This is a genomic window from Kitasatospora sp. NPDC091335 (genome assembly GCF_044757205.1).
Lineage (GTDB): Bacteria > Actinomycetota > Actinomycetes > Streptomycetales > Streptomycetaceae > Kitasatospora.
On record NZ_JBIVUM010000028.1, the window covers coordinates 67492 to 88504 of the forward strand.

At 74.9% G+C, this 21013-nt stretch carries 18 protein-coding genes; 10 read left to right on the forward strand and 8 right to left on the reverse strand.

Annotated elements, in window-relative coordinates; all coding sequences use genetic code 11:
- Positions 1-12 precede the first annotated feature (12 nt).
- Complete coding sequence (locus ACIQOW_RS37195; protein WP_401092254.1) at positions 13-354, reverse strand: DUF5713 family protein; 342 nt, start codon at positions 352-354, stop codon at positions 13-15.
- Between the two features lie 141 nt (positions 355-495).
- Positions 496-1341, reverse strand: coding sequence for a helix-turn-helix transcriptional regulator (locus ACIQOW_RS37200; protein WP_401092255.1), 846 nt, complete (start codon positions 1339-1341; stop codon positions 496-498).
- A gap of 138 nt (positions 1342-1479) precedes the next feature.
- On the opposite strand from ACIQOW_RS37200, the gene ACIQOW_RS37205 reads away from it, so the two are divergent.
- The 3 genes from ACIQOW_RS37205 to ACIQOW_RS37215 all read left to right on the forward strand — a co-directional run bounded on the left by ACIQOW_RS37205 (position 1480) and on the right by ACIQOW_RS37215 (position 5427).
- The gene (locus tag ACIQOW_RS37205) at positions 1480-2265 is read left to right on the forward strand and encodes an NAD(P)H-dependent oxidoreductase (protein WP_401092256.1); all 786 of its coding nucleotides are present in this window, start codon (positions 1480-1482) and stop codon (positions 2263-2265) included.
- Positions 2266-2769: 504 nt separating this feature from the next.
- The gene (locus ACIQOW_RS37210; RefSeq protein WP_401092257.1) at positions 2770-4788 is read left to right on the forward strand and encodes a tetratricopeptide repeat protein; all 2019 of its coding nucleotides are present in this window, start codon (positions 2770-2772) and stop codon (positions 4786-4788) included.
- Positions 4789-4914: 126 nt separating this feature from the next.
- Positions 4915-5427 (forward strand): GNAT family N-acetyltransferase, encoded by a 513-nt coding sequence (locus ACIQOW_RS37215; protein ID WP_401092258.1) that lies wholly within the window; start codon positions 4915-4917, stop codon positions 5425-5427.
- A gap of 112 nt (positions 5428-5539) precedes the next feature.
- On the opposite strand, the gene ACIQOW_RS37220 is transcribed toward ACIQOW_RS37215, so the two are convergent.
- A complete protein-coding gene (locus tag ACIQOW_RS37220) occupies positions 5540-5926 on the reverse strand; it encodes a hypothetical protein (RefSeq protein WP_401092259.1) in 387 nt (128 codons plus the stop codon).
- Positions 5927-6163: 237 nt separating this feature from the next.
- Entirely contained in the window at positions 6164-7630 is a 1467-nt protein-coding gene (locus ACIQOW_RS37225; protein WP_401092260.1) for an alpha/beta hydrolase, read from the reverse strand.
- A 411-nt stretch (positions 7631-8041) separates the two neighbouring features.
- Here ACIQOW_RS37225 and ACIQOW_RS37230 point away from each other — a divergent pair, with 411 nt between their 5' ends.
- The 3 genes from ACIQOW_RS37230 to ACIQOW_RS37240 all read left to right on the forward strand — a co-directional run bounded on the left by ACIQOW_RS37230 (position 8042) and on the right by ACIQOW_RS37240 (position 11965).
- Positions 8042-9553, forward strand: a complete 1512-nt coding sequence (locus ACIQOW_RS37230) for a S8 family serine peptidase (protein ID WP_401092261.1) — start codon at positions 8042-8044, stop codon at positions 9551-9553.
- Positions 9554-10476: 923 nt separating this feature from the next.
- Entirely contained in the window at positions 10477-11118 is a 642-nt protein-coding gene (locus tag ACIQOW_RS37235) for a dihydrofolate reductase family protein (protein ID WP_401092262.1), read from the forward strand.
- A 4-nt stretch (positions 11119-11122) separates the two neighbouring features.
- Positions 11123-11965 (forward strand): alpha/beta fold hydrolase, encoded by an 843-nt coding sequence (locus ACIQOW_RS37240; RefSeq protein ID WP_401092263.1) that lies wholly within the window; start codon positions 11123-11125, stop codon positions 11963-11965.
- Positions 11966-12050: 85 nt separating this feature from the next.
- Here ACIQOW_RS37240 and ACIQOW_RS37245 read toward each other — a convergent pair whose 3' ends face one another.
- Positions 12051-12791, reverse strand: a complete 741-nt coding sequence (locus tag ACIQOW_RS37245; RefSeq protein ID WP_401092264.1) for a hypothetical protein — start codon at positions 12789-12791, stop codon at positions 12051-12053.
- A 416-nt stretch (positions 12792-13207) separates the two neighbouring features.
- Here ACIQOW_RS37245 and ACIQOW_RS37250 point away from each other — a divergent pair, with 416 nt between their 5' ends.
- The 3 genes from ACIQOW_RS37250 (at position 13208) to ACIQOW_RS37260 (ending at position 17327) form a co-directional block, all read left to right on the forward strand.
- On the forward strand, positions 13208-15859 hold the full coding sequence (locus ACIQOW_RS37250) for a PKD domain-containing protein (protein WP_401092265.1): 2652 nt from the start codon (positions 13208-13210) through the stop codon (positions 15857-15859).
- 123 nt (positions 15860-15982) lie between these two features.
- Positions 15983-16432, forward strand: a complete 450-nt coding sequence (locus ACIQOW_RS37255; protein ID WP_401092266.1) for a hypothetical protein — start codon at positions 15983-15985, stop codon at positions 16430-16432.
- A 457-nt stretch (positions 16433-16889) separates the two neighbouring features.
- On the forward strand, positions 16890-17327 hold the full coding sequence (locus tag ACIQOW_RS37260) for a hypothetical protein (protein ID WP_401092267.1): 438 nt from the start codon (positions 16890-16892) through the stop codon (positions 17325-17327).
- Positions 17328-17404: 77 nt separating this feature from the next.
- Here the strand turns inward: ACIQOW_RS37260 and thpR are convergent, their stop codons facing one another.
- The 3 genes from thpR to ACIQOW_RS37275 form a co-directional block, all read right to left on the reverse strand.
- Positions 17405-18022, reverse strand: a complete 618-nt coding sequence (gene thpR, locus ACIQOW_RS37265; protein WP_401092268.1) for an RNA 2',3'-cyclic phosphodiesterase — start codon at positions 18020-18022, stop codon at positions 17405-17407.
- Positions 18023-18106: 84 nt separating this feature from the next.
- The gene (locus tag ACIQOW_RS37270) at positions 18107-18811 is read right to left on the reverse strand and encodes a hypothetical protein (RefSeq protein WP_401092269.1); all 705 of its coding nucleotides are present in this window, start codon (positions 18809-18811) and stop codon (positions 18107-18109) included.
- On the reverse strand, positions 18808-19428 hold the full coding sequence (locus ACIQOW_RS37275) for a SigE family RNA polymerase sigma factor (protein ID WP_401092270.1): 621 nt from the start codon (positions 19426-19428) through the stop codon (positions 18808-18810). The genes ACIQOW_RS37270 and ACIQOW_RS37275 overlap by 4 nt, the downstream gene beginning before the upstream one ends.
- Before the next feature lie 503 nt (positions 19429-19931).
- Here ACIQOW_RS37275 and ACIQOW_RS37280 point away from each other — a divergent pair.
- Positions 19932-20846 carry a JmjC domain-containing protein gene (locus ACIQOW_RS37280; RefSeq protein ID WP_401092271.1) on the forward strand — a complete coding sequence of 305 codons (915 nt, stop codon included), beginning with the start codon at positions 19932-19934 and terminating at the stop codon, positions 20844-20846.
- The last annotated feature ends 167 nt before the right edge of the window (positions 20847-21013 follow it).

Genomic DNA, 21013 nt, shown 5'->3' on the forward strand with positions numbered 1-21013 from the left:
CCCGTCCGCCGGTCACCACTCCCGGGGTTGGATCAGCGCCTCCACGTCCGCGTCCGTGAACCCGTAGGCCGTCGCGACGAGCCAGAAGGCCTCGGCGATCTCCTCGCGCGCCGTCGTCTCGATCTCGCTGCCGGCCTCCTCGAACTCCGCCTCCAGGAGGTTGAACTCCTCCGTCGCGGCGTGGGAGAGCACGTACAGGGCCGCCAGGTCCGCCGGCCGTTCGGCCTCGATCCGCTCGCACAGCCGCAGCAGGACCGCCTTGCCCTTGTCGACGACGTGGTCGGGGAAGTACGGGTCCCTGTACATCCCCTTCAGGAACGCCTGCTCCGCCACCCGCTGGTTCGTGATCGTCATGGTGCCCGTCTCCGTGTCCGTGTCCGTGGAAGAACCGATGCGCCGATCATGAACGACGGCACCGACATCGGCGGCACCCGGCACCTGGCACCTCGTGCGGACGGCCGGGGCCGCGACGGCCGGCGGAGGGGCGTCGCCGGGCTACTCGCGGGTGCGGGCGGCCACCGGCGGGCGGGCGTCGCCGGTGTCCGCGCCCAGGCCCGCGAGCAGGCGCAGTCCGTCCTCGGCGGGGCTGCCGGGGGGCGCGGACAGCACCAGCAGCTCGATGCCCGACTCGTCCGGCAGCGAGAAGTTCTCCTGGTGCAGTTCCAGCAGTCCGATCAGGGGGTGCCGGTACACCTTGCGCCCGTGGGTGCGGGCGCGCACGTCCGCGCGGGCCCAGAGGCGGCGGAAGCGTTCGCTGCCCATCGCCAACTCGCCGATGAGCGAGGCCAGATGGGGGTCGTCGGGGAACTTGCCCGCGGCCAGGCGCAGGTGCCCGACCACGTCCAGGGTGCAGTTGTCCCAGTCCGCGTACAGGCCGCGCTCGGCCTCCTCCAGGAAGAGGTGCCGGGCGATGTTCGGGCCCGGCATCGGCCGGCCGAGGAGGAGCCCGGCGAGGCGGTTCCCGGCGAGGACGTCCAGGCGGTGGTTCATGATCAGCGCCGGTGCGTCGGCGACCAGGTCGAGGACGCGCAGCAGTTCCGGCCGGACCCGGCCGCCCGGCGTCTTCGCGCGGCGCCGCTGCCGGGCGAGGCGGTGGAGGTGTCCGCGTTCGGTCGCGTCCAGGTCGAGGACGCGGGCGAGCGCGTCGAGGACCTGCTCGGAGGGCTGGGTCGCGCGGCCCTGCTCCAGGCGCACGTAGTAGTCGACGCTGACCCCGGACAGGTGCGCGACCTCTTCGCGTCGCAGCCCCGCGACCCGGCGGCGGCTGTCGGTGGGGATGCCGACGGCGGCCGGATCGACCCGGGAACGCCGGGTCCGCAGGAAGCCCGCGAGATCGTCCATGCCCACCAGTATGGCTGCGGCGGTGCCCGTGAGGGTGGCCCTGCCGGTACCAGGAAGTCCCGTCCGACGGAAGCGGCGGCCCTGAACGCCGGGCGCCCGGGCGTCCAGGATCGAGGCATCCGATCCGAAGGAGTTCCCGTGAAGACGCTGATCGTCCACGCCCACCCGGAGCCGACGTCGCTCAACAGCTCGCTGAAGGACCTCGCGGTGTCCACCCTGGAGAACGCCGGGCACGAGGTACGGGTGAGCGATCTGTACGCGATGAACTGGAAGGCGGTCGTGGACGCCGCGGACTACGGCCCCGAGGCGTCGAGTCCGCTGAGGGTCGCGCGGGACTCGGGCCGGGCCTTCGAGGCCGGGACGCTCTCCCCGGACGTCCTCGCCGAGCAGGAGAAGCTGCTGTGGGCCGACACGGTCGTCTTCCAGTTCCCGCTGTGGTGGTACACGATGCCCGCGATCCTCAAGGGCTGGGTGGACCGGGTGTTCACCTACCGCTTCGCGTACGGCGTCGGCGAGCACAGTGACACCAAGTACGGCGAGCGCTTCGGCGAGGGCACCCTCGCGGGCCGCAGGGCACTGCTGTCGGTGACCGCCGGCGGCCCGGAGTCGCACTACGGCGCTCGCGGGATCAACGGCCCCATCGAGGACCTGCTGTTCCCGTTCCAGCACGGCATCCTCTACTACCCGGGCCTCGACGTGCTCCCGCCGTTCGTGCTGTACGGCGCCGACCGGATGACCGCCGAGGACTACCCGGACGTGGCCAGGGCCTGGGAGCAGCGCCTGCTCACCCTGGAGACGACCGAGCCGATCGCGTTCCGGCGGCAGAACTTCGGGGACTACGAGATCCCCTCGCTGCACCTCAGGGAGGGCCTGGAGCCCGCGGGCCGCACGGGGTTCGGGCTGCACGTACGCGGCGGCCGGTGAGGCTCTCGGCCGGCCCGGCGGTGGGCGGCGGGCCACTTCACGTGCCCCGTGCGGGCGTTCGCGGATCGATCGCGGGCCCGGGCCGGCGGGCCGCACCGCCCGCGGGGCAGTCCTCGACCTCGGCCGCGCCGGCCTGCGCCTCGACGGCGGCGGCCGTCGCGAGCGCGCCCCGGCATCCGGTGCCCGCCGGTTAGCGGAGTCATCAATTCCTTGACAGTTCATACGAATTATCCCCACCATTGCGGTGGTCGCCACGATCACCGGCGACCGCCCCCCACACCGAAGGAGACAGACATGCGGAAGATGACGACCCGTAAGTCCGGCACCGTCGCGCTGACCGGCAATTCCCGCCGCCTCTGGTTCGAGTGGTGCTGGTAGTCCCGGCGCACCACTGACACCGGTGGCGCGCCGGGGCTCGGAGGGCCCCGGCGCGCCGCCGGGCAGCCGAAGTCCCGGAACGGCGGCCCGCGGCGGGCCCGTCGGCACGAGGAGGAGGAGTCGAGCATGCGGCACGTCTGGCTGGAGGCGCCACTGCCCCGGGACCGGCACGCGGCAGCCTCCGGAGCCGAAGGGCTCCTGGGTTCCTTCGACTGCCGGGTCTGGCAGCGCGGACCGTACGGCGGGGTCGGCGAGTTCGTCCGCGGCCTCGTCCTCGACCAGGGGCACTCCCCGCTGGTGGCCCGGCACCAGGTCGAACTCCTCTGCGCGGTGAGGGACTTGGGGCCCGCGATGCCGTGGGCCGCCGAGGCGGTCGCGGCCCTGGACGCCGCGGACGTCCGGATCAGGTTCCACCCGGCCCGGCGCACCCGCCATCTCGCCTACGGGATAGGCGAGTTCGTCGCGGCCTGGGCGGCGGAGCGACGGGCGCCGGCCGCCGTCGTGTTCGACCGGGTGGACGAGGCGGACGCCACCACCGTAGAACTCGTCGACGTCCTGCTGCGACGCCTCGACCCGTCCCGGCTGAGGCTGTACGTCGGCGGTGCCTCGCTGCCCGTCGCGCTCGCGGCGACCGTCGCCGAGTACGCCCACCCCCTCGCCGCGGCCGTCCCGCCCGGGCCGGCCGCCGGGGAGGCCACCGATATGGCCGCCGAGGACGCCGCCGAGGTCCACGGCCCCGCCTGGCACGACGAGCGCGCCGACGAACTGGCCGCGACCGGCGAGTGGTCCTGGCAGCTGGGCGCGATCCCCTACCACCGCGAACGCGGCACCCGCCCCGCCGGCGACGGCGTCGACGCGCTGCGCACCGCGCTGGCTCTGGCCCTGCACAGCGGCTTCTACGAGCACGCCGTCCGGCTCGCCGGGCGCGGCCTGCCGCTGGTCGACCCGGCGGGGGACACCCGGAACTGGTGGGCCTTCACCACCATGCTGGCCACCGCGCTGACCGCCCTGGACCGCCCGGCCGAGGCGCTCGCGCTCTACGACCACGCCCGGCAGGTCACCGACGAGCCGAGGATCCGGCTGTCCGCGGCGTACTCCACCGCGATGCTCCACGCCCGCCACCTGCCGGAGCCCGCCCGGGACCTCGCCGCCGCCCGCACCTGGCTGGAGCGCGCCCTCGCACTCGCCGGGCAGCTCGACGACCCGCGCGAGCGCACCGTCACCACCGTCTTCCACCGCCAGGGCCTGGCCCTGCTGGACAGCCGTGCCGGCGACCACACGGCGGCGCTGCGGACGGTCGAGGACGGCATCGCGACGCTCAGCGAGACCCTGGCACCCGGCGAACGCCCCCAGGACCGCGCCCGGCTGCTGCACAACCGGGCGCAGCTGCGCCTCGCGCTGGGCGATCCGGACCGCGCGCTCGCCGACCTCGACACGGTGATCGCGCAGGACCCGCAGAACGCGGAGTACTACGTCGACCGGGCCGCCCTCCACCGGGCCACCGGACGGCCGGACGCCGCGATCGCCGACTACGGCACCGCGATCCGCCTCGGCCCGCACCTGCCCGAGGCGTACTACAACCGCGCCGAGACCCACACCGACCTGGGCCGGCCGCAGGCGGCGCTGGCCGACCTCGACCGGGCCCTGCGGATCGCCCCCGACCACCTCGACGCACTGGTCAACCGGGCCGGCCTGTACCTGGAGGGCGGTGAGCCCGACCTCGCCGAGCGCGACGCGCACGCGGGCCTGGATCTGTCCCCCGGCCAGCCTCACCTGCTCTGCGTACTCGGTCTGGTCGAGTCCGAACGCGGCCGGCTCGCCGAGGCCGAGGCCCTGCTCACCCGGGCCGTCGAGGGCGCCCCCGACCTGCCGACCGCCTGGGCCAACCGCGCGGCGGTCCGCTTCGAACGCGACGACGTCCCCGGCGCCGTCGCCGACCTGGACCGTGCCATCGCCCTGGACCCGGATCCCGTCGCCCTCTTCAACCGGGGGCTCGCCCATCGCCGGCTGGGCGACCCGGCCGCCGCCGCCGAGGACTTCACCCGTGCCCTCGCCGCCGACCCGGGCCCCGACCCCGAACTGCGCGCCGAGCTGCTCCGGGAACGGGCCTCCTGCACCCCGCCCCCACCGGTGGCGCCGAGGTAGCGCCCGGGCTCGCCGCCGCCCCGGCGGGGCCGCGCCGCTTCCGAGCGGCCCTCGGGGACGGCAGCCGGGCCGGGGCTCGGCGGAAAACCGTGCGACAACGGACGGATCCGCTCCTACACTCCCGGCATGATCCGTTCCGCAGTGGTGGAGGACGCGTCGGCGCTCGGCGATCTGAAGGTCAGGTCGTGGCGGGCGGCGTACGCGGGATTCCTGGGCGCCGCGTACCTCGACGGGCTGGACCCGGTCGAGGAGTCCGCGGACTGGGCCGAATACCTGGCCGACCTCCCGGACCGGCACCGGCTGTGGGTCGCGGAAGCGGACGGTGCCGTGGCCGGCTTCTGCCGTACCGGGCCCGCCGACGGGGACCCGGACCTCGGCGGCGACGCGGCGGAGGTCTACGGCCTGTACATCGAGCCGGGCCTCGTCGGCACGGGTCTGGGCGCGCGCCTGTTCGGCCATGCCGTGGCCGACCTCGAGGCGCGGGCCCGCCGGCCGCTGTGCGTGTACGCCTACGCGCCCAACACCTCCGCCATCCGCTTCTACGAACGGGCCGGGTTCGTACCGGACGGCACCACCCGGCTCGACGAGGAAGAGGACGGGACGACGATCACCGAGGCGCGACTGGTCAAGTACCCGTAGGGCGGGGCGGGTTCACCGGGTTCCGCCGCAAGGGGGCCGGGCCCCGGGCTCGGCGCCGGCGCGGCCAGGGGCGGAGGCGGTCAGAGGCGGAGTCGGCCGAGGGCCCAGGCGGTCAGTCGCCCGCGGTGGAGCGCGCCCGGACCGCCAGCAGCGCCAACTGCCCGGCCGCGGCCACGGACCGGAAGTCGAAGACACCGGTGAACGGGCCCGTCACCACCAGCAGCACCCCGTACGCGCGCACCGCCCGCCACCACTCGCGCCCGGCCCCGACCTCCCCGTCGAACCAGACCCCGCCGTCCGGCCGGCACACCGTCAGACCCGGCCGGGCCGCGACGGCCGACCAGCCCGGCGCCGGTTCCTCCTCCAGGACGCCCGCGTCACGGGCCCACCCCTCCCCCGGCACCACCGGGCGTCCCGCCGCGGCGGGCACCACCAGCACCGGGCACCGGCCCGGCATCAACTCCGGCCACGCCCCGCCCGCAAGCCCCGTACCGGCCATGATCTCCACGCAACGCCCCCTGCCCGTACCCCACGCCCCAGCACACCCCCGCGCACCAGGCCCCCGCCCATCATCCCCCACACCCGCCGTCCGCGGTGGTCGATACGGACATCGAGGCCACGGCGGCGGAACGGGCCGCGCTCGACGCCCTGAGGAAGGAGCCCCGCCCCTCGGCTCGGAGAGCCGTGCGAGCCGTACGAGCCGTGCGAGCCGTACGAGCCGTACGAGCCGTGCGCGTCAGCCGCCGCAGGTCAGGTCCTTCGCGGGCAGCCGGCCCGTGGTCAGGTAGCGCGTGACGCTGCCGTCCGCGCAGGACGGGCCGGCCACCACCACGCCGTGGCCCTCGCCGCCGGCCACCGTGACCATCCGGGCGCCGTGCAGTGCCCGCCGCATGCCCTGGCCCATGGCGAGCGTCGTCCGCGGGTCCCACCGGTTCTGCACGATCAGCGCGTTGACGTCGTTGTTCACCACGGTGGCCGGCTCGGTGGGCGCCGACTTCCAGAAGGCGCACGGCAGGATGTTGGCCCCCAGGTCGCCGGCCAGCGGGTACCTGGCCCGGTCGCGGATCGCGTCCCGGCGGTACTGCTCGGGGTCGCGCGGCCAGTCGCGGGTGTCGCCGCACCAGACGGCCCACACGGCGGACACCGTGTTGTCCGGCGGCACGACCTCCGGCACGGCGGGCGCGGCCGGGCCGCCCTCGGCCGCGGTCTTCAGCGCGACGATCCAGGGGGTGACGGCCTCGACGTGGACGAACGCGGCGTACCCGGAGCGGATGGCGTCGCCGTCGAGCGTGCCGTCCTCGGTCGGCACGGGCGTGCGGTCGGCGTGGGCGACCAGGTCCCAGTACGTCGTCCGGACCTCCGCCGCGGTGGCGCCCAGCCCGTACGTGGCGTGGCGCGCGGCGGCCCACTCGGTCCACCGGGCGAAGGCGGGTTCGGCCCCCGCCGCCCCTTCCCGGAGCATCCCCCGCCACACGAGCGCGGGATCGACCGCGCTGTCGAGCACGAACCGGTCCGAGCGCTGGGGGAACATCTGCGTGTAGACGGCCCCGAGGTAGGTGCCGTACGAGTGCCCGAAGTAGGAGATCCGCCGCTCGCCCAGCGCCGCCCGGACGACGTCCATGTCGCGCGCCGTGTTGCGGGTGGTGATGTGCGGGAGCACGTCCCCCGCCTTGGCCCAGCACTTGTCGGCCACCGTCCGGGCCCGGTTCACGTCCTGGGCGAACGTCCCTGCCGAGTAAGGGTGTTGGAAGCTCCGCTCGTCGTCCGTCAGGTCGCAGCCGACCGGCGAGCTCTGCCCGACGCCGCGCGGGTCGAACCCGATCAGGTCGAAGCGCTCGCGCACCTCGGCCGGCAGCAGCGGCTCCATCTCCACGGGCATGGTCAGCCCCGGGCCGCCCGGGCCCCCGGGGTTGATCAGCAGCGCGCCGTGCCGCTGCTTCGCGCTGCCCGCCTTGACCCGTGATACCGCGATGTCGATCGTCCGGCCCGTAGGGTCGCGGTAGTCCAGCGGCACCCTGACCTTCGCGCACTCGAAGGCCGCCGGGCGGCCCGCGTCGCAGCGCTCCCACCGGAGTTCCTGCTGCGCGTACCGCTGGAGCGGATCGCGCGCCGCGAACGCCGTCGCGGGGGTGAGCGCCGCCAGCGCGGCCGTCACCGCTCCCACCGTCAGCACGGAGATCGTTCGCCCGTCTCGTCCCACCATGTCAGTACCCCTGTACGGAATCAGTGCCTCGGAATGCCTCCAGTCTCCGTTCCGCCGCACCCGCGCCCCGTACGGCGCGGGGATGGGCTCAAGATCCGACGTGCGGCGTACGGCGACGCGCTGACGTCCTGCCGCGGTCCCATTTCCCGTCGACCGCCGGTTCGGGTGAACGGCCGGCCGGCCTCCTTCCGTTGTCCGGGTGCGGCCGCCCGGCGGAGTGGGGACGGCGGGCCGCCGGACGGCAAGCCGTTTCGGTGCGCCGGTGCGGGTCACTTTCCGGATAGTCGCGGCAGTCGTCGGCGGGCAAGGCTGAGGAACGTTCCCAGGGGGTCGCGTGGGGTCGGGCGGGTCGGCGCACAGCCGGCGCTCCGGCCCCTGGCGGGTCCCGCACCCGGATGATGTGGAGACCACATGGCTCGACGACGTTCCGTACTCCGGCTCGGCCTGACCGTACCGGTCGTGCTGTCACTGACCGCCTCGCTCGGCTTCCTCCCCGCCTCGGCCTCGGCAGCGCCCCGGGCCCGGTCCGCCGCGCAGGCCGAGGACGCGCACTCCCTGTCGTACGTCGTCAACACCAGGACGGATCGTCACACGATCGCGGAGGTCCAGCGGGCCATCGCCGCGGCCGGCGGCACCGTCGTCGTCAGCTACGCCGACATCGGCGTCATCGTCGCCCACTCGGCGAACCCCGACTTCGGCAGGCGGCTGCGCGCGGTGCGCGGAGTGCAGTCGGCGGGCGCCACCAGGACCGCGCCGCTGAGCGCGGCGGGGACGACCGACCAGGGCCCGGTGCGGCACCTCTCCGAGGCCGGGGCCGCGGGCATCGGGAAGGCGTCCGGCGACGGCACCGAACCCCTCGAAGCCGAGCAGTGGGACCTGCGGGCGATCGGCGCGGACGAGGCCGCGAAGATCAACCCCGGCAGCGGGGAGGTCACGGTCGCCGTGATCGACACCGGCGTCGACGACACCCACCCGGACCTCGCCGCGAACTTCTCCCCCTCGCAGTCCGCTAACTGCGCCAGCGGCAAGGCCGACACCACGTACGGCTCCTGGCGGCCGGTGGGCCCGGACTACTTCCACGGCACCCACGTGGCGGGCACGATAGCCGCGGCCCGCAACGGCATCGGCGTCGCGGGCGTGGCACCCGGGGTGAGGGTCTCCGGCATCACGGTCTCCCAGCCCACCCCGCGCCAGCTGATCTACGCCGAGAGCGTCGTCTGCGCCTTCGTTTTCGCCGCCGACCACGGCGTGCAGATCACCAACAACAGCTACTACGTGGACCCGTGGCAGTACAACTGCCTGGACGACCCCGACCAGAAGGCCATCGTCGACGCGGTCGACCGCGCCCAGCTCTACGCCCAGCGCAAGGGCACCCTCAACGTCGCCGGGGCCGGCAACGCCAACCACGACCTGGCCTCCGGGGCCTTCACCGACGCTTCCAGCCCCAACGACTCCACCCGGGTGGACCGGACGGTCGACCCGCACCGGTGCCGGCAGCTGCCCGCACAGCTGCCGGGCGTCGTCACGGTCAGCGCGACCAGCGCCAGGAACACCAGGGCGTACTACTCCAACTACGGCCTGGGCGTGATCGACGTCGCGGCGCCGGGCGGCGACCAGTACCAGGCCTCGGACACGCCGTCCGGCTCGGGCGGCGTCCTGTCGACGCTGCCGGGCAACCAGTACGGCTACGAGCAGGGCACGTCCATGGCCACGCCCCACGTCGCCGGCGTGGCCGCGCTGCTGAAGTCCGCCCACCCGCACGCGACCCCGGCCCAGTTGCTGGCGCTGCTCAAGGCCCAGGCGGACAACCCGGGGTGCCCGGCCGGTCCGAACGGCAGCGGGGACGCCGTCTGTGCGGGCGGCAAGCGCGTCAACGGCTTCTACGGCTTCGGCATCGTCAACGCCCTGCGCGCGGTCGGGTAGTCGACGCCGCACGGGCCCCGCTGCCGCGCGCCCCGCTGTTCCGCGCCTGTTCCGTGCCTGAGCGCGGGTGCCCCCGGCCGTGCGGCCGGGGGCACCCGCGCTCTTCGTCACTCCCGGCGGGTGACCGCCGCGAGGGCTCGCTCGCGGACGTCCGCCGAGGGTGGCCGCGCAGTTCGCGCGGCAGGGCCCGCCACTCCCGGGGCCAGCCGAGGCGGTCCCCGAACGCCTCCGTCAGCGCCGTCGCGAACAGTCCCGCGGCCGGGCCGGTGTCGCCGTCCCCGCGGGTGGCCCGGGTCAGCGCGTCGAGTGTCCCGGGCGGCGGCAGCGGGCCCGAGGCGGCGCGGCGGGGTTCCCCGCGGCCGGGAGGAGGGCGGCGGGTTGACCCGTCAGCCGGCGGGCGTGGCCGCCGGGGCCAGGGTGGTGTCCAGCCAGTCGAAGACCGTCTGGTGGAAGCGGGACATGGCGCCCATGTGGCAGTGCTCGCCCGCGCCTTCGGCCTCGGTCAGGGTGACGAGGGTGTGCGGGCAGGTCAGTGCGGCCTGGACCTGCCGGACGCGGACGGCGCCGCGTCGTCGGTGCAGCCCACCAGACCGACGAGGGAGACCGCGGCGGCGACGGCGAGAACAGCGGAGCGGCGCATGATCAGGAGAACCCCCGGTCGAACGAAGAGACCGGGCATCCTGACACATCGCCTGCCCCGTGATCGACCTGTTTCCTCGTCAGGGCCGCCCTCCTCGGGCCCGGGTGGGGCAGCGGCGTGCCCGCCGCCGCATGGGTGGCCGCCGCGCAGGCGTCCTCCGCGGCCTTCGGACGTGCCGCCACAACGCGGGTACCGGAACCCGTCACCGGCGCGGCGCTGAGTTTTCGGGCCGCGGGCGGTCTACATCTCGACGGGGACGACCAAACTCACCGGGAGTGCAGACATGGGCCTCATCCACATCGAACTGTTCGCGACCCTCGACCTCGTCGGGCAGGCGCCCGGCGGCCCCGACGAGGACCCGGTGGGGTTCCCGTTCGGCGGCTGGCAGGCGCCCCTGATGAACGAGGACACCGGGGCGCAGATCCTCGCCGCGTACGAGGGCACCGACGCCCTCCTGCTCGGCCGGCGGACGTACGACCTCTTCGCCTCCTACTGGCCGCACCAGAAGGACGGCGAGATCGCCGAGCTCTTCAACCGCGTCCCGAAGTACGTGGTCTCCCGCGGCACGCCCGACCTGCCGTGGGCCGGATCCACGCGGCTCGGGCCGGACCTGGCCGTCGCGGTGCGCGAGATCCGTGACCGGCACCGGAACGTGAAGGTCGTCGGGAGCCTGAACCTGGTGCAGACCCTCCTGCGGGAGAAGCTCTTCGACCGTATCGACCTGTGGGTGCACCCGATCATGCTCGGCGTCGGGAAGAAGGTGTTCGACGACGGCGCGGTGCCCACCAACCTCACGCTGCTCGAACCGCCGGTGGCCGGTCCGCAGGGCACCGTGTACCTGCGCTACGGGCTCGCCGACGGCACGCCGGGGACGGGCGACATGGGCGCGCCCGACCGCGGTCTCGGGCACGACGGCTCCCGGTGATCCGGTGAGCACCGTCAACGCCGACGGGATCGCCCTGGGCGTCGAGTCGTTCGGTGACCACGGCGCACCGCTGGTCCTGCTCGCGGGCGGGCCGACGATGCTCTCCTGGCCCGACGCGCTCTGCGCGCGCCTGGCCGCCGGCGGGCGCCGCGCGGTGCGTTACGACCTGCGCGACAGCGGGGAGTCGGCGACGGCGGATCCCGAGGCGCCCGCCTACACCCTGCGCGACCTCGCCGCCGACGCGGCGGCCCTGGCCGACGCGCTCGGCGGGGGGCCCGCGCACCTCGCGGGGATCGGCGTCGGCGGGATGGTCGCCCAGGTGGCCGTGCTCGACCGTCCGGGCGCGTTCTCGGCGCTCACCCTGGCCGGCACCCGCCCGGTCGCCCCCGGCCCGCCCGACGACGACCTCCCCGACCACGACCGGGCGACGATGAGCCGGCTGTTCGCCCGTCCGGTGCCCGACTGGACCGACCGCGAGGCGGTGGCGGAGTTCGCCGCCGCCGGCGCGGAGATCCGCGGCGACGACCCCGTCGCCGCGCGCACGACCGCCGCGCGCGTCTGGGACCGCACCCCCGGCACCGCGCCACCGCTCCAGCTGGCCAACCAACTGGGCCTGGTGTTCTCCAGGCTCGACTGCACCCCCCGCTGGCGCGAGCGCCTGCCCGGGATCACGGTCCCCACGCTCGTCGTCCACGGCCGCCGCGACCCGTTCTTCCCGGTCGGCAACGGCGAGGCGCTCGCACGCGAGATCCCCGGGGCACGGCTGCTCGTCCTCGACGAGGCCGCCACGGCGATCCCCGACGCGGCGGCCGGCGAGGTCGCCGGGGCGATGCTCGCGCTCGGGTAGCGGACGGTGGGATGGCGCACGGGAACCGGAGGAGGGGTGCACGGCACCGGCAGCACCGCGTCGGAGGCACGAGTACCGGGCCCCGCTACCGGCCGGCCGGCAGCGGGGGCTGCAACTCGGTGTGGTGGACGGTGAAGCCGCCGCGTATGACCGGAGCGAACGGGGCCGGGGCCATGCAGGTGCCCACCACCGGCTGGTAGGGCCTCCCGTCCGCCCCCACGTCCAGGTTGGCCACGCCCCAGGAGAACCCGAGGCGACCGCCCTCACCGCCGCTGCCCTGGTGGATGCTCAGGCCGATCCGCTCCCCGGCGTTGCCGGTGTCCGACGTGGAGACCACGGCGGTCAGCGTGGCGACCGGGCCTCCGGTGCTCAGGCAGTCGACCTCGGCCACCGCCTGGTAGACCTGCCCGGTGGCGGCCACCCGGTGGGAGTAACGGACCGTGCCCCGGGCGTCGGTGGGCAGTCCGCCGGCCGCGCCGGTGCCCGGGTAGGGGCGGGTGTACGGAGCCGCCTGGGCGTCGACGGTGAACCGGATCTCGTCGTCCGGGGAGAAGGCGTACGAGATCCGGGCGCTGCCGCTGACGCTCGCCGGACGCGCGGGTCGTCCGTCCCGCCGGCCGGACACGGCGGCGTCGGCGGACGCGGACGCGGTGACAGTGCCGGTGGCGGTGGCGGTGGCGGAGGCGGAGGCCGGGGCGACGCCCGTGAGCGCCGCCAGGACCAGCCCGCCGGCGACGGAGGCCCTGACGGCACGGCCGACGCGACCGACGCGGCCGACGCGGGTGGCACGAACAGTGGCACGGTTACGAGTACGAGTGCGGAACACGGTGACTTTCCCTCCCTCCGGCGGCCCCGGTGGCCGCCGTCCTGACGCCTCCGATCCTGCTCGCCGCACCCCCTCACGCACATGTGCCGATCGGCAGGGAATCGCGCTCGTACCAGGCCCCGCACCCTGCCGATCGGCACCCCGACCGGAAGACCGACCGGAAGACCGCGCGCCCGGCGGCGCCGCCCGGAACGGCCCCGGAACGGCCCCGGGTCCACCCGCGCCGAACCGGCCGGCGAAGGAGGGCCCGCCCCCCGGGGGGGGCGCGTGCGTCACCGCAGGTGGGGGGGTGTGTGGTCGCCCCCGTCGGGGCCCTCGTCATAATCGTCCTGCCCACGACCCACGCGGGCTGACCCACCCGACCTGGCCGGTACCCGCCGGGTCAGGTCCTGTCCCCCCCATCGGAGAACCACATCGTGCGCTCCAACCGCGCCAAGGGCGTGCTCGCCGCAGGCCTCGTCACCGTGCTCGGCGGCCTTCCCGCCGCCGCCACCACGGCTTCCGCCGCCACCACCGGCTCCACCGACGACGCGCCCGGGGTGCTGCGGGTCGACGCCTGGGACCCGGCGTGCTCGGACGCCGGGACGGGGACGGCCGCGCAGCCGTTCTGCTCCGTCAACGCGGCCACCGCGGCGGCGCTGCCGGGGCAGACCGTCGAGGTGGCCCGGGCCTCGTTCGGCTCCGGCACCGTGGTCACGAAGTCGGGCGAGCCCGGCCGGCCCCTCACCATCCGGGGCGCCGCCGCCGGCGGCACCGCGGTGGGCGGCGACGTGCGGCTGTCCGGCGTGCACGACGTCGTCGTGGAGTCGATGAACGCGCGGGAGGTCACGGTGACCGGCTCCAGCCGGGTCACCGTGGTGCGCACCGAGGCCTCCGGCATCAAGGTCACCGACTCCCCCGGGACGACCCTCACCAACAACACGGTGGCCGACGGCTGCGCGGCCGGCATCGAGCTGGCCGGCGACTCCTCGGGCTCGAACCTCTTCAACAACGTGGTGCGCAACCACTTCTCGCAGTCCGCGCCGTACGCCTGCCCGAACCCGGCGGGCGCGGAGATCGCGGTCTCCGCGCCCTCGGCGAAGGACACCCGGGCCGGCTCGAACACCGTCGCGCCGTACTGGACGAACGCCGGCGGCGGTACGCCGTACGTCTGGGCCGGCACCCGGCACGAGACGCCCGAGTCGCTCGCGGCCGCGACGGATGGCCGGGCCGGCCGGCACGACCACGTGGTACCCCGCTGGCAGAGCGGCAACGCGTTCAACAGCGAGGTCGTCGACTCCGCCGACGAGGGCGCGCCGGGCTTCGTGCCGGCCGCGCACCCGGCCGACGACCCGTCCCGGCCGAACCTCGGCACCGGTCTCGGGTACCACGACCGCGGGGCGACCGAGCGCCAGGAGCCCATATCGACGGCCCAGTTGGCGGCCGACCACCAGCGGGCCCCGTACGGCACCGAGATCACGCTGACGGCGACCACCGGCCCGGAGACGGTCCACTGGCCGACCTCCGTGATGACCTACCGCTACGACTTCGGCGACGGCACCCCGGTGGTCGCGTCGGACTCCCCGGTCGTCAGGCACACCTACGCCAAGGCGGGCACCTTCTCCGCGAACGTCACCGTGGACACCGGCGGCGGCCGGCCGTTCACCGGCAGGTACGCCGTGCAGGTGCAGAGCACGGCCCCCGGGCCGCTGACCGCCCTGGCCACCGTTCAGCCGGTCGTCCCCGACCGGTTCGACACGGCCGACGCCCCGCCGCTGGGCGTGCGGCTCGACCCGTCGGGCACCGCCTCGCCGTGGCCGGTCTCCAAGGTCGTGGTGGACTACGGCGACGGGTCCCCCGCCGTCACCCGCGACACCCTGGACGCGGTCGTCCACGGGTACGCCTCGCCGGGCGACTACACGGTCACGGTGACGGTCTCCGACACCGCCGGCCGCACCAGCACCGCCGCGTACCCCTTCCGGGCCGCGTACGCCCCGACCGGGTTCCTGCGCACGCAGCCGTACCGGCTCACCGACACCCGCCAGGACCCGAACCTGGACCTCAGGGGCGGTCTGGAGGTGCCCTTCACGCTGCCGACCGGCACCGCGCCCGGGGCGGACGGCGTGCCGGGCAACGTCTCCACGGTCGTCCTGAACGTGACCGTCACCGACGCCACCGAGGACACCCACCTCACCGTCTGGCCGACCGGCCAGGCCCGCCCGACCACCTCGAACGTGAACGTGGCGGCCGGCCGCACCTCGTCCAACCTGGTCACCGTGCCGATCGGCGACGCCAAGCGGATCAGCACCCTGCTCAACTCCGGCCGCGCCGAGGTGATCGTCGACGTCGTCGGCTTCTACCGCCCCAACGGCGGCGACCTGTTCACCCCGCTGTCGCCGAGCCGGCTGGTGGACACCCGCGAGAGCGGCCGGCTCGGGTCGGGCGAGACGCGCGCGGTGAAGGTCGCGGGCGTCGGCGGCGTCCCGGCGGACGCCACCTCCGTGGTGCTCAACCTGACCAGCACCGACACCGCCGTCGACACCCACCTGAAGGTGTACCCGGGCGGCGGGACCAAGCCGGTCAGCTCCAACCTGAACCCGGAGCCCGGCAAGGACAAGTCCAACCAGGTCATCGTCCCGGTCGGCCCGGACGGCACCGTCAACGTGTACAACCACAACGGTTCCACCCACGTGATCCTCGACGTCTTCGGGTACTACTCCCCGAACGGCAGGGCCAGGTTCACGCCGACCGTGCCCGTGCGCCTGGCCGACACCCGGACCGGCCCGTTCACCAAGCCGGGCCCGGACAGCACCACCGTCGTCGCCGGCATCCCGGCCGGTGCCCGGGCGGCCGTCCTCAACGTGACGTCCACCAACACCACCGAGGACAGCTACCTCACCGTGCACGCCCACGGCGCCCCGCGCCCCGGCACCAGCAACCTCAACCTGCTGGCGGGCCAGACCGTGCCCAACCACGTCACCACGCCGGTCGGCGCGGACGGCAGGGTCGACGTCTACAACCACGTCGGCAGCACCGACATCATCGCCGACCTGTCCGGCTACTTCACGGACGCCTGGCCGCAGCCCTGACCCCGCGCCACCTCCCGGCCACCGGCGGTCCGCACCCGAGCCCGGGTGCGGACCGCCGGACCCGGGGCCCGGCGGGACCGGTATCTCCGGCGCCGGAACGACCGTACGAGGAAGGCACCGCCGATGGACCACCCGAACCCCGACGTGGACGAATGGGCCGCCGAGCTCCGGGACTTCGCCGAGCGGATCGTGGTCAGTCTGGGCGGCGACCCGCAGTGGCTGAGCACCAACCCCGACTGGGCGGTCGGCCTGGTCGACCGGGGGATCGCCGAGGACTGGGACCCGACGGCCATGGACGAGGGCGACCGGCACCGGTTCCGGTCCCTGCTCATGGCGGTCACCGGTGAGTTCCTGATCAACACGCACGGCGCCCGCTGGGCGTGGCTGCTCGACGACACGTCACCACTCGGGGGGCGCTGGGTGGTCACCGGTTTCACCCACCCCCTCGGGCAGCGGACGCGCCCCGTGGACGTCGGGCGGATCGCCGACGACGCGCTGGCGCTCCACCGGGTCCAGGTGATCGACCTGGTCGACACCGCCGAACGCGAATCCGGTATGCGGGCCACGGCCTGACAATCCGCTTTCACGGCCGGGGCGCCCGACGCGATCGCGCCACCCGCAGACCCCGGTCCGGCAGGAGCGCCCGGGAATTCGGCGAGGCCATCCGGCGGGGAATTCCCGGAAGAGGTCCCCGAATTCCCCGGCAGCCACCCGAAAGGGAAAGTCCCGGCAGGCTCGACCGGGTTCCCCGGTTCGGACGGACAGCCCGCCACGCCGAGGCCGCAGGCCGCCGCCGCGCACGTCGCACCCCATCGGACCGTGCCGTCCGCCGCCCCGAACACGGGTCTCCGGAATGCGCACACGTCAATTCCGCGCGACATGACGGAAAAATGCGCCGAAGGGACACCATCCGATCGGCAATTGTGATGCGGATCACCGCCGGTGGTCATCTTCCGAACCGCCCTGACGGCTAGCTTTGACGCGCTCGCCGCCGATTCGCGCGACGGGCGAATCGGAGGAGGGGGTCATCATGAACAGGACCATGCGCACGGCGGCCAAGGCGGCCGTCGCCGTCGTCACGGCCGCGGCGGCCGTCCTCGGCGTGGCGGGAAGCGCGTCGGCGAACAGCACCGTGGGGCTGCTGGGCGGGGAGAGCCTCAACGTCGGGGACTCGGTCGTCAGCAACACCAGCGGCAACACCTGGTTCCAGCTGACCCTGCAGTCGGACGGCAACCTCGTCGAGTACCGCTGGGACGGCGGCAGCCGCAGGGCGTGCTGGGCGACGAACACCAGCGGCTCCGCCGCCCACCACGCGACGTACCAGACGGACGGCAACTTCGTGCTGTACACCCAGTCGGGCACCGCGCTCTGGTCGTCGAACTCCGCCGGTACGTCGGTGGTGACCGTCAGCATCACCACCAGCGGCGCCCTGTACGTCGGCGTCAAGAAGATCACCAACGGCTGCTGACCCGACCCAGGCCGCCGGGGCCGGCCACCCCTGACCGGCCCCGGCGGACCACGGCCCCTCGCGGTGCCCGCCCGCGGCTACGGCTCGGGGAGGGCGGCGCCGCCCGGGGCCCGGACTGCGTCGCCGAGCCGCCACGCCTCGATGTCGCGGTAGTGGATCGGCCCGGGACCGCGGCCGATGTTGCTGCCCACGAGGTGGAGACGTTCGGTCCGCCACGGCCGGCCGGTGAACCCGGTGAGTCCGGCCGCGGCGAGCGGCACGCTGACGTGGTCGTCACGGCGGGACCGCGCCAGCGTCAGATGGGGGTGCAGCGGCCGCTCCCTGAACTCGATCCCGCAGCTCCTGACCAGGTCGCGGACGTCGGCGGCGAGCCGGTGCAGCTGCTCCTGGTCCCCGTCGATCCCGCTCCACAGCAGCCGCTGGTCGAAGTGGCCGCCGCCCCGCAGGCCCAGGTGCGGGGCCGGCCACGACGCGGCGCGGCCGGCCAGTGCCGAGCGCAGCGGCGGCACCACCGTGGACGGCTGCTCGCCGAGGAAGGCCAGGGTGATGTGCCAGTCCTCGATCCGGTTCCACCGCAGCCGCGGGTACCTGGCGTAGGCGGGGCGCAGGGCCCGGGCCAGTTCGTCCTTGGCCTCGTCGGGCGGGGCCAGGGCGACGAAGACGCGCAGGGTCGGGGGTTCGGGGTGATCGTCCACGAAGGGGGAGGTTAACCGAGGGCGGGTCGCCCGCGCCCGCCGGTGGCTGCGGGACCCGGCACCGGGCCGCGGTGCCGGCCCGGTTCAGGACGGCAGCGTCCTGCTCGCCAGGACCGTCCCCTGGGCGTCGTACGCGGCGATCCTGATGCCTTCGAGCGGGTGCGGCTTCGGGTCGCCGGGGGTGTTGCGGCCCGGCCCCCAGGCGTAGCCGGTGGCGTAGCCCGGGCTGCCCGGGAGCGAGGCGACGGTGACCCACCGGGCCTGGCCGTCCACCTCGACGCTCATCCGGGCCACCTGCCCGGGCCCGTGGTAGACGAGGTTGTACAGGGCCTCCTGGTACTGCGGGGGGTTCCCGTAGTACTGCATGGTGATCTCGGTCGCGCCCTCCGCCCAGGAGTACCCGGCGCACCCGGGGCCGCTCTTGTACACGGAAGGGTCGTGGATGCAGATCTCCTGGTCCTTCAGCTGCATCCACCAGTCCTGGCGGCCCAGCGGCAGCTGTCGGCCCGCCTCCACCACCACGGCCTCGGGAGCCGGCCCCTCCGGCACCTTCGGGGCCTGCGAGGCCGGGCCGACGGCCTGGTCCCCGCGCTGCGCGGACAGCACCGCCCCCGTACCGGCCACCACGGCGAGCGCGGCCACCACGGCCGACGCGCCCATCGCCACCCGGCGCCCCCGCCGCTGCCGGCGCACGTGGTCCCGCACCGGCCCGGCGGACCAGTCCGCCACCTCGACCCGGGCCGCCTCGTCCCGCAGGGCGCCGCGCACCATGTCCTCGGTGTCCATCACCTGTTGCCTCCGTTCGTGCCGTCGATCGTCGAGCCGGTGTCCGCCGCGTACGAGGCCAGCGCCGGGTGGCCGCGCAGTTTCGCCAGGCCCCGGCTGGCCTGGCTCTTCACGTTGCCCGGTGAGCAGCCGAGCACGTCGGCGACCTGGCGCTCGCTCATGTCCTCCCAGTAGCGCAGGACGACCACGGCCCGCTGGCGCCGCGGCAGCTCCGCCAGTGCCTGGAGCAGCACCGAGCGCTCCTCGACGTCGCGGTGGCCGCCGCCCGCGGTGGACTCCCGGTCGGGAAGGACGGGCGTGAGCAGCTGCCTGACCCGGCGCCGCCGGTGGCGGCTCAGGTTGTTGTTCACCAGGGCCCGGTGGACGTAGGCGTCCGGCTCGTCCAGGCGGCTGATCCGGGGCCAGTTCCTGAAGACCTTCGCGAAGGTCGCCTGCACCACGTCCTCCGCCTCGTGGTGGTCGCCGGTGAGCAGGTAGGCGGTGCGCACCAGCCGCCGCCAGCGCGTGGCGGCGAACCCCTCGAAGTCGAGCTCCTGCGGGCCGGGGCCGCCCGCGGAAGCCGGTGCCGGGACAGGCCGGGGCCTGTCCTCCACCGGGATGGGCATTGCGCTCGCGGTCATCCGGTTCCTCTTCGTGTCGGCGCGACGATCCGGCCGGATCATCGTTCTGCCCTACTCACCGCCGCGCCGCCGTGAGGGTTGCACGGTTCGGTCCGCGAGTGCGGGCTCCGGCTCGGTGTCCGGGCGGCCCTGGCTTCGGCACCGCGGCCGGGCCCGGGGCCGGTGCCGGTGCCGGTGTCCACGGCGGGGCCGGCCCTCGGCCTCCGGCCGGGTGTGATCTATCCCACTGGCCACCGGATTCCGCCCGCGGCGGTCCTGTCCGGGACCCCGGTGCGCGACGGAACGGCCCGCCGGGGACCCCGCCGACCTGCGGGATCGGGGCACCGGGCGAGTGGCCGTCCGGACATGCCAAGCTGGCCGGTTTCCGGCCAGGCGGAGGATGTGGTTCAACCGGTTCCCCTTGTTCATCCGTTTGTCATGGGACGGTCGGCCGCCGGTGAGCCGCCGCGTGTGAGGCCGAGTGAGACGTCTGACGTTGGGCGTCGGACGAGAGGGGACGAACGATGGGGCGAGTACTGGCGCACCTGGTGGGCGACACCGACGCCTTCGCCAGGACACTGGAAACCCGCAGGCCACAGGTGTTCCGCACGGCCGGGTGGCCCGCCGGGCTGCCCCGGCCGGGCGAGCTGGACGCCGTCCTGCACGGCGGCCTGCTGCGGGTGCCGTACGTGGAGATGGTGCGGGACGGCGAGGTCGTCGCCCCCGAACGCTTCTGCACGGCCCGCACGGTGGCCGGGCGCCGTGAGGACGGCTGGGCCGACGCCGGGCTGATCACCGCCCTGCTGGCCGAGGGCGCCACCCTGCTGCTGCCGCAGCTGGACCAGTGGCACGCCCCGGTACGGGAGCTGGCCACCGACATCGCCCTCCAACTGGGCCGCCGCACCGAGGCGTTCTGCTTCGCGACGGGCGCCGGCCGGCGCGGCCTGGACGTGCACCGCGACGACGCGGACGTGCTGGTCGTCCAGCTCGCCGGGCAGAAGGAGTGGACGGTCCACGAGGCGCCCACGGACGGGCGCTGGCGTCCGGGGCTCGCTCCCGAGCCGGGGCCGGTGGCGCTGCACACGGTGCTCGGGCCGGGTGAGGTGCTGTACGTGCCGCGTGGCGCCGCGCACACGGCGACGGGCCGTCAGGGGCTGTCGGTGCACCTGTCGTTCACCGTCCGGGAGGCAGGCACCGGACGGCTGCACGCGGCGGTCGGCGAGTTCCTGGCCGCGGGCGACGCCGGGGCCCGGGGCGACGACCTGCCCGAGCGCCCCGGGACGACCGCCGACCTGCTGGCCACGGCCGCCGACGTGCTGCGCCTCAGCCGCGACCGCCTGGCCGCACTGACCCCGCAGGAACTGCTGCGCCTCGCACGGGGACCGCTCCCCGCGCCGCCGCCGGACGCCCCGGCGCTCCCGGGGCCGCTGGGCGGCTGAGCGGTTGAGCGGTTGAGCGGTTGAACGGTTGAACGGGCAGAACGCGACCGGGCGCGGGGGGGGGGGGCCGGGGGGGGGGGGCCGGCGCCCCCCCCCCCGGGGGCCGGTCATACGCGGGGATACAAGGGCGGGCGCGCGGGGGGCGGGGCCCCGGGGGACGGTTGGTG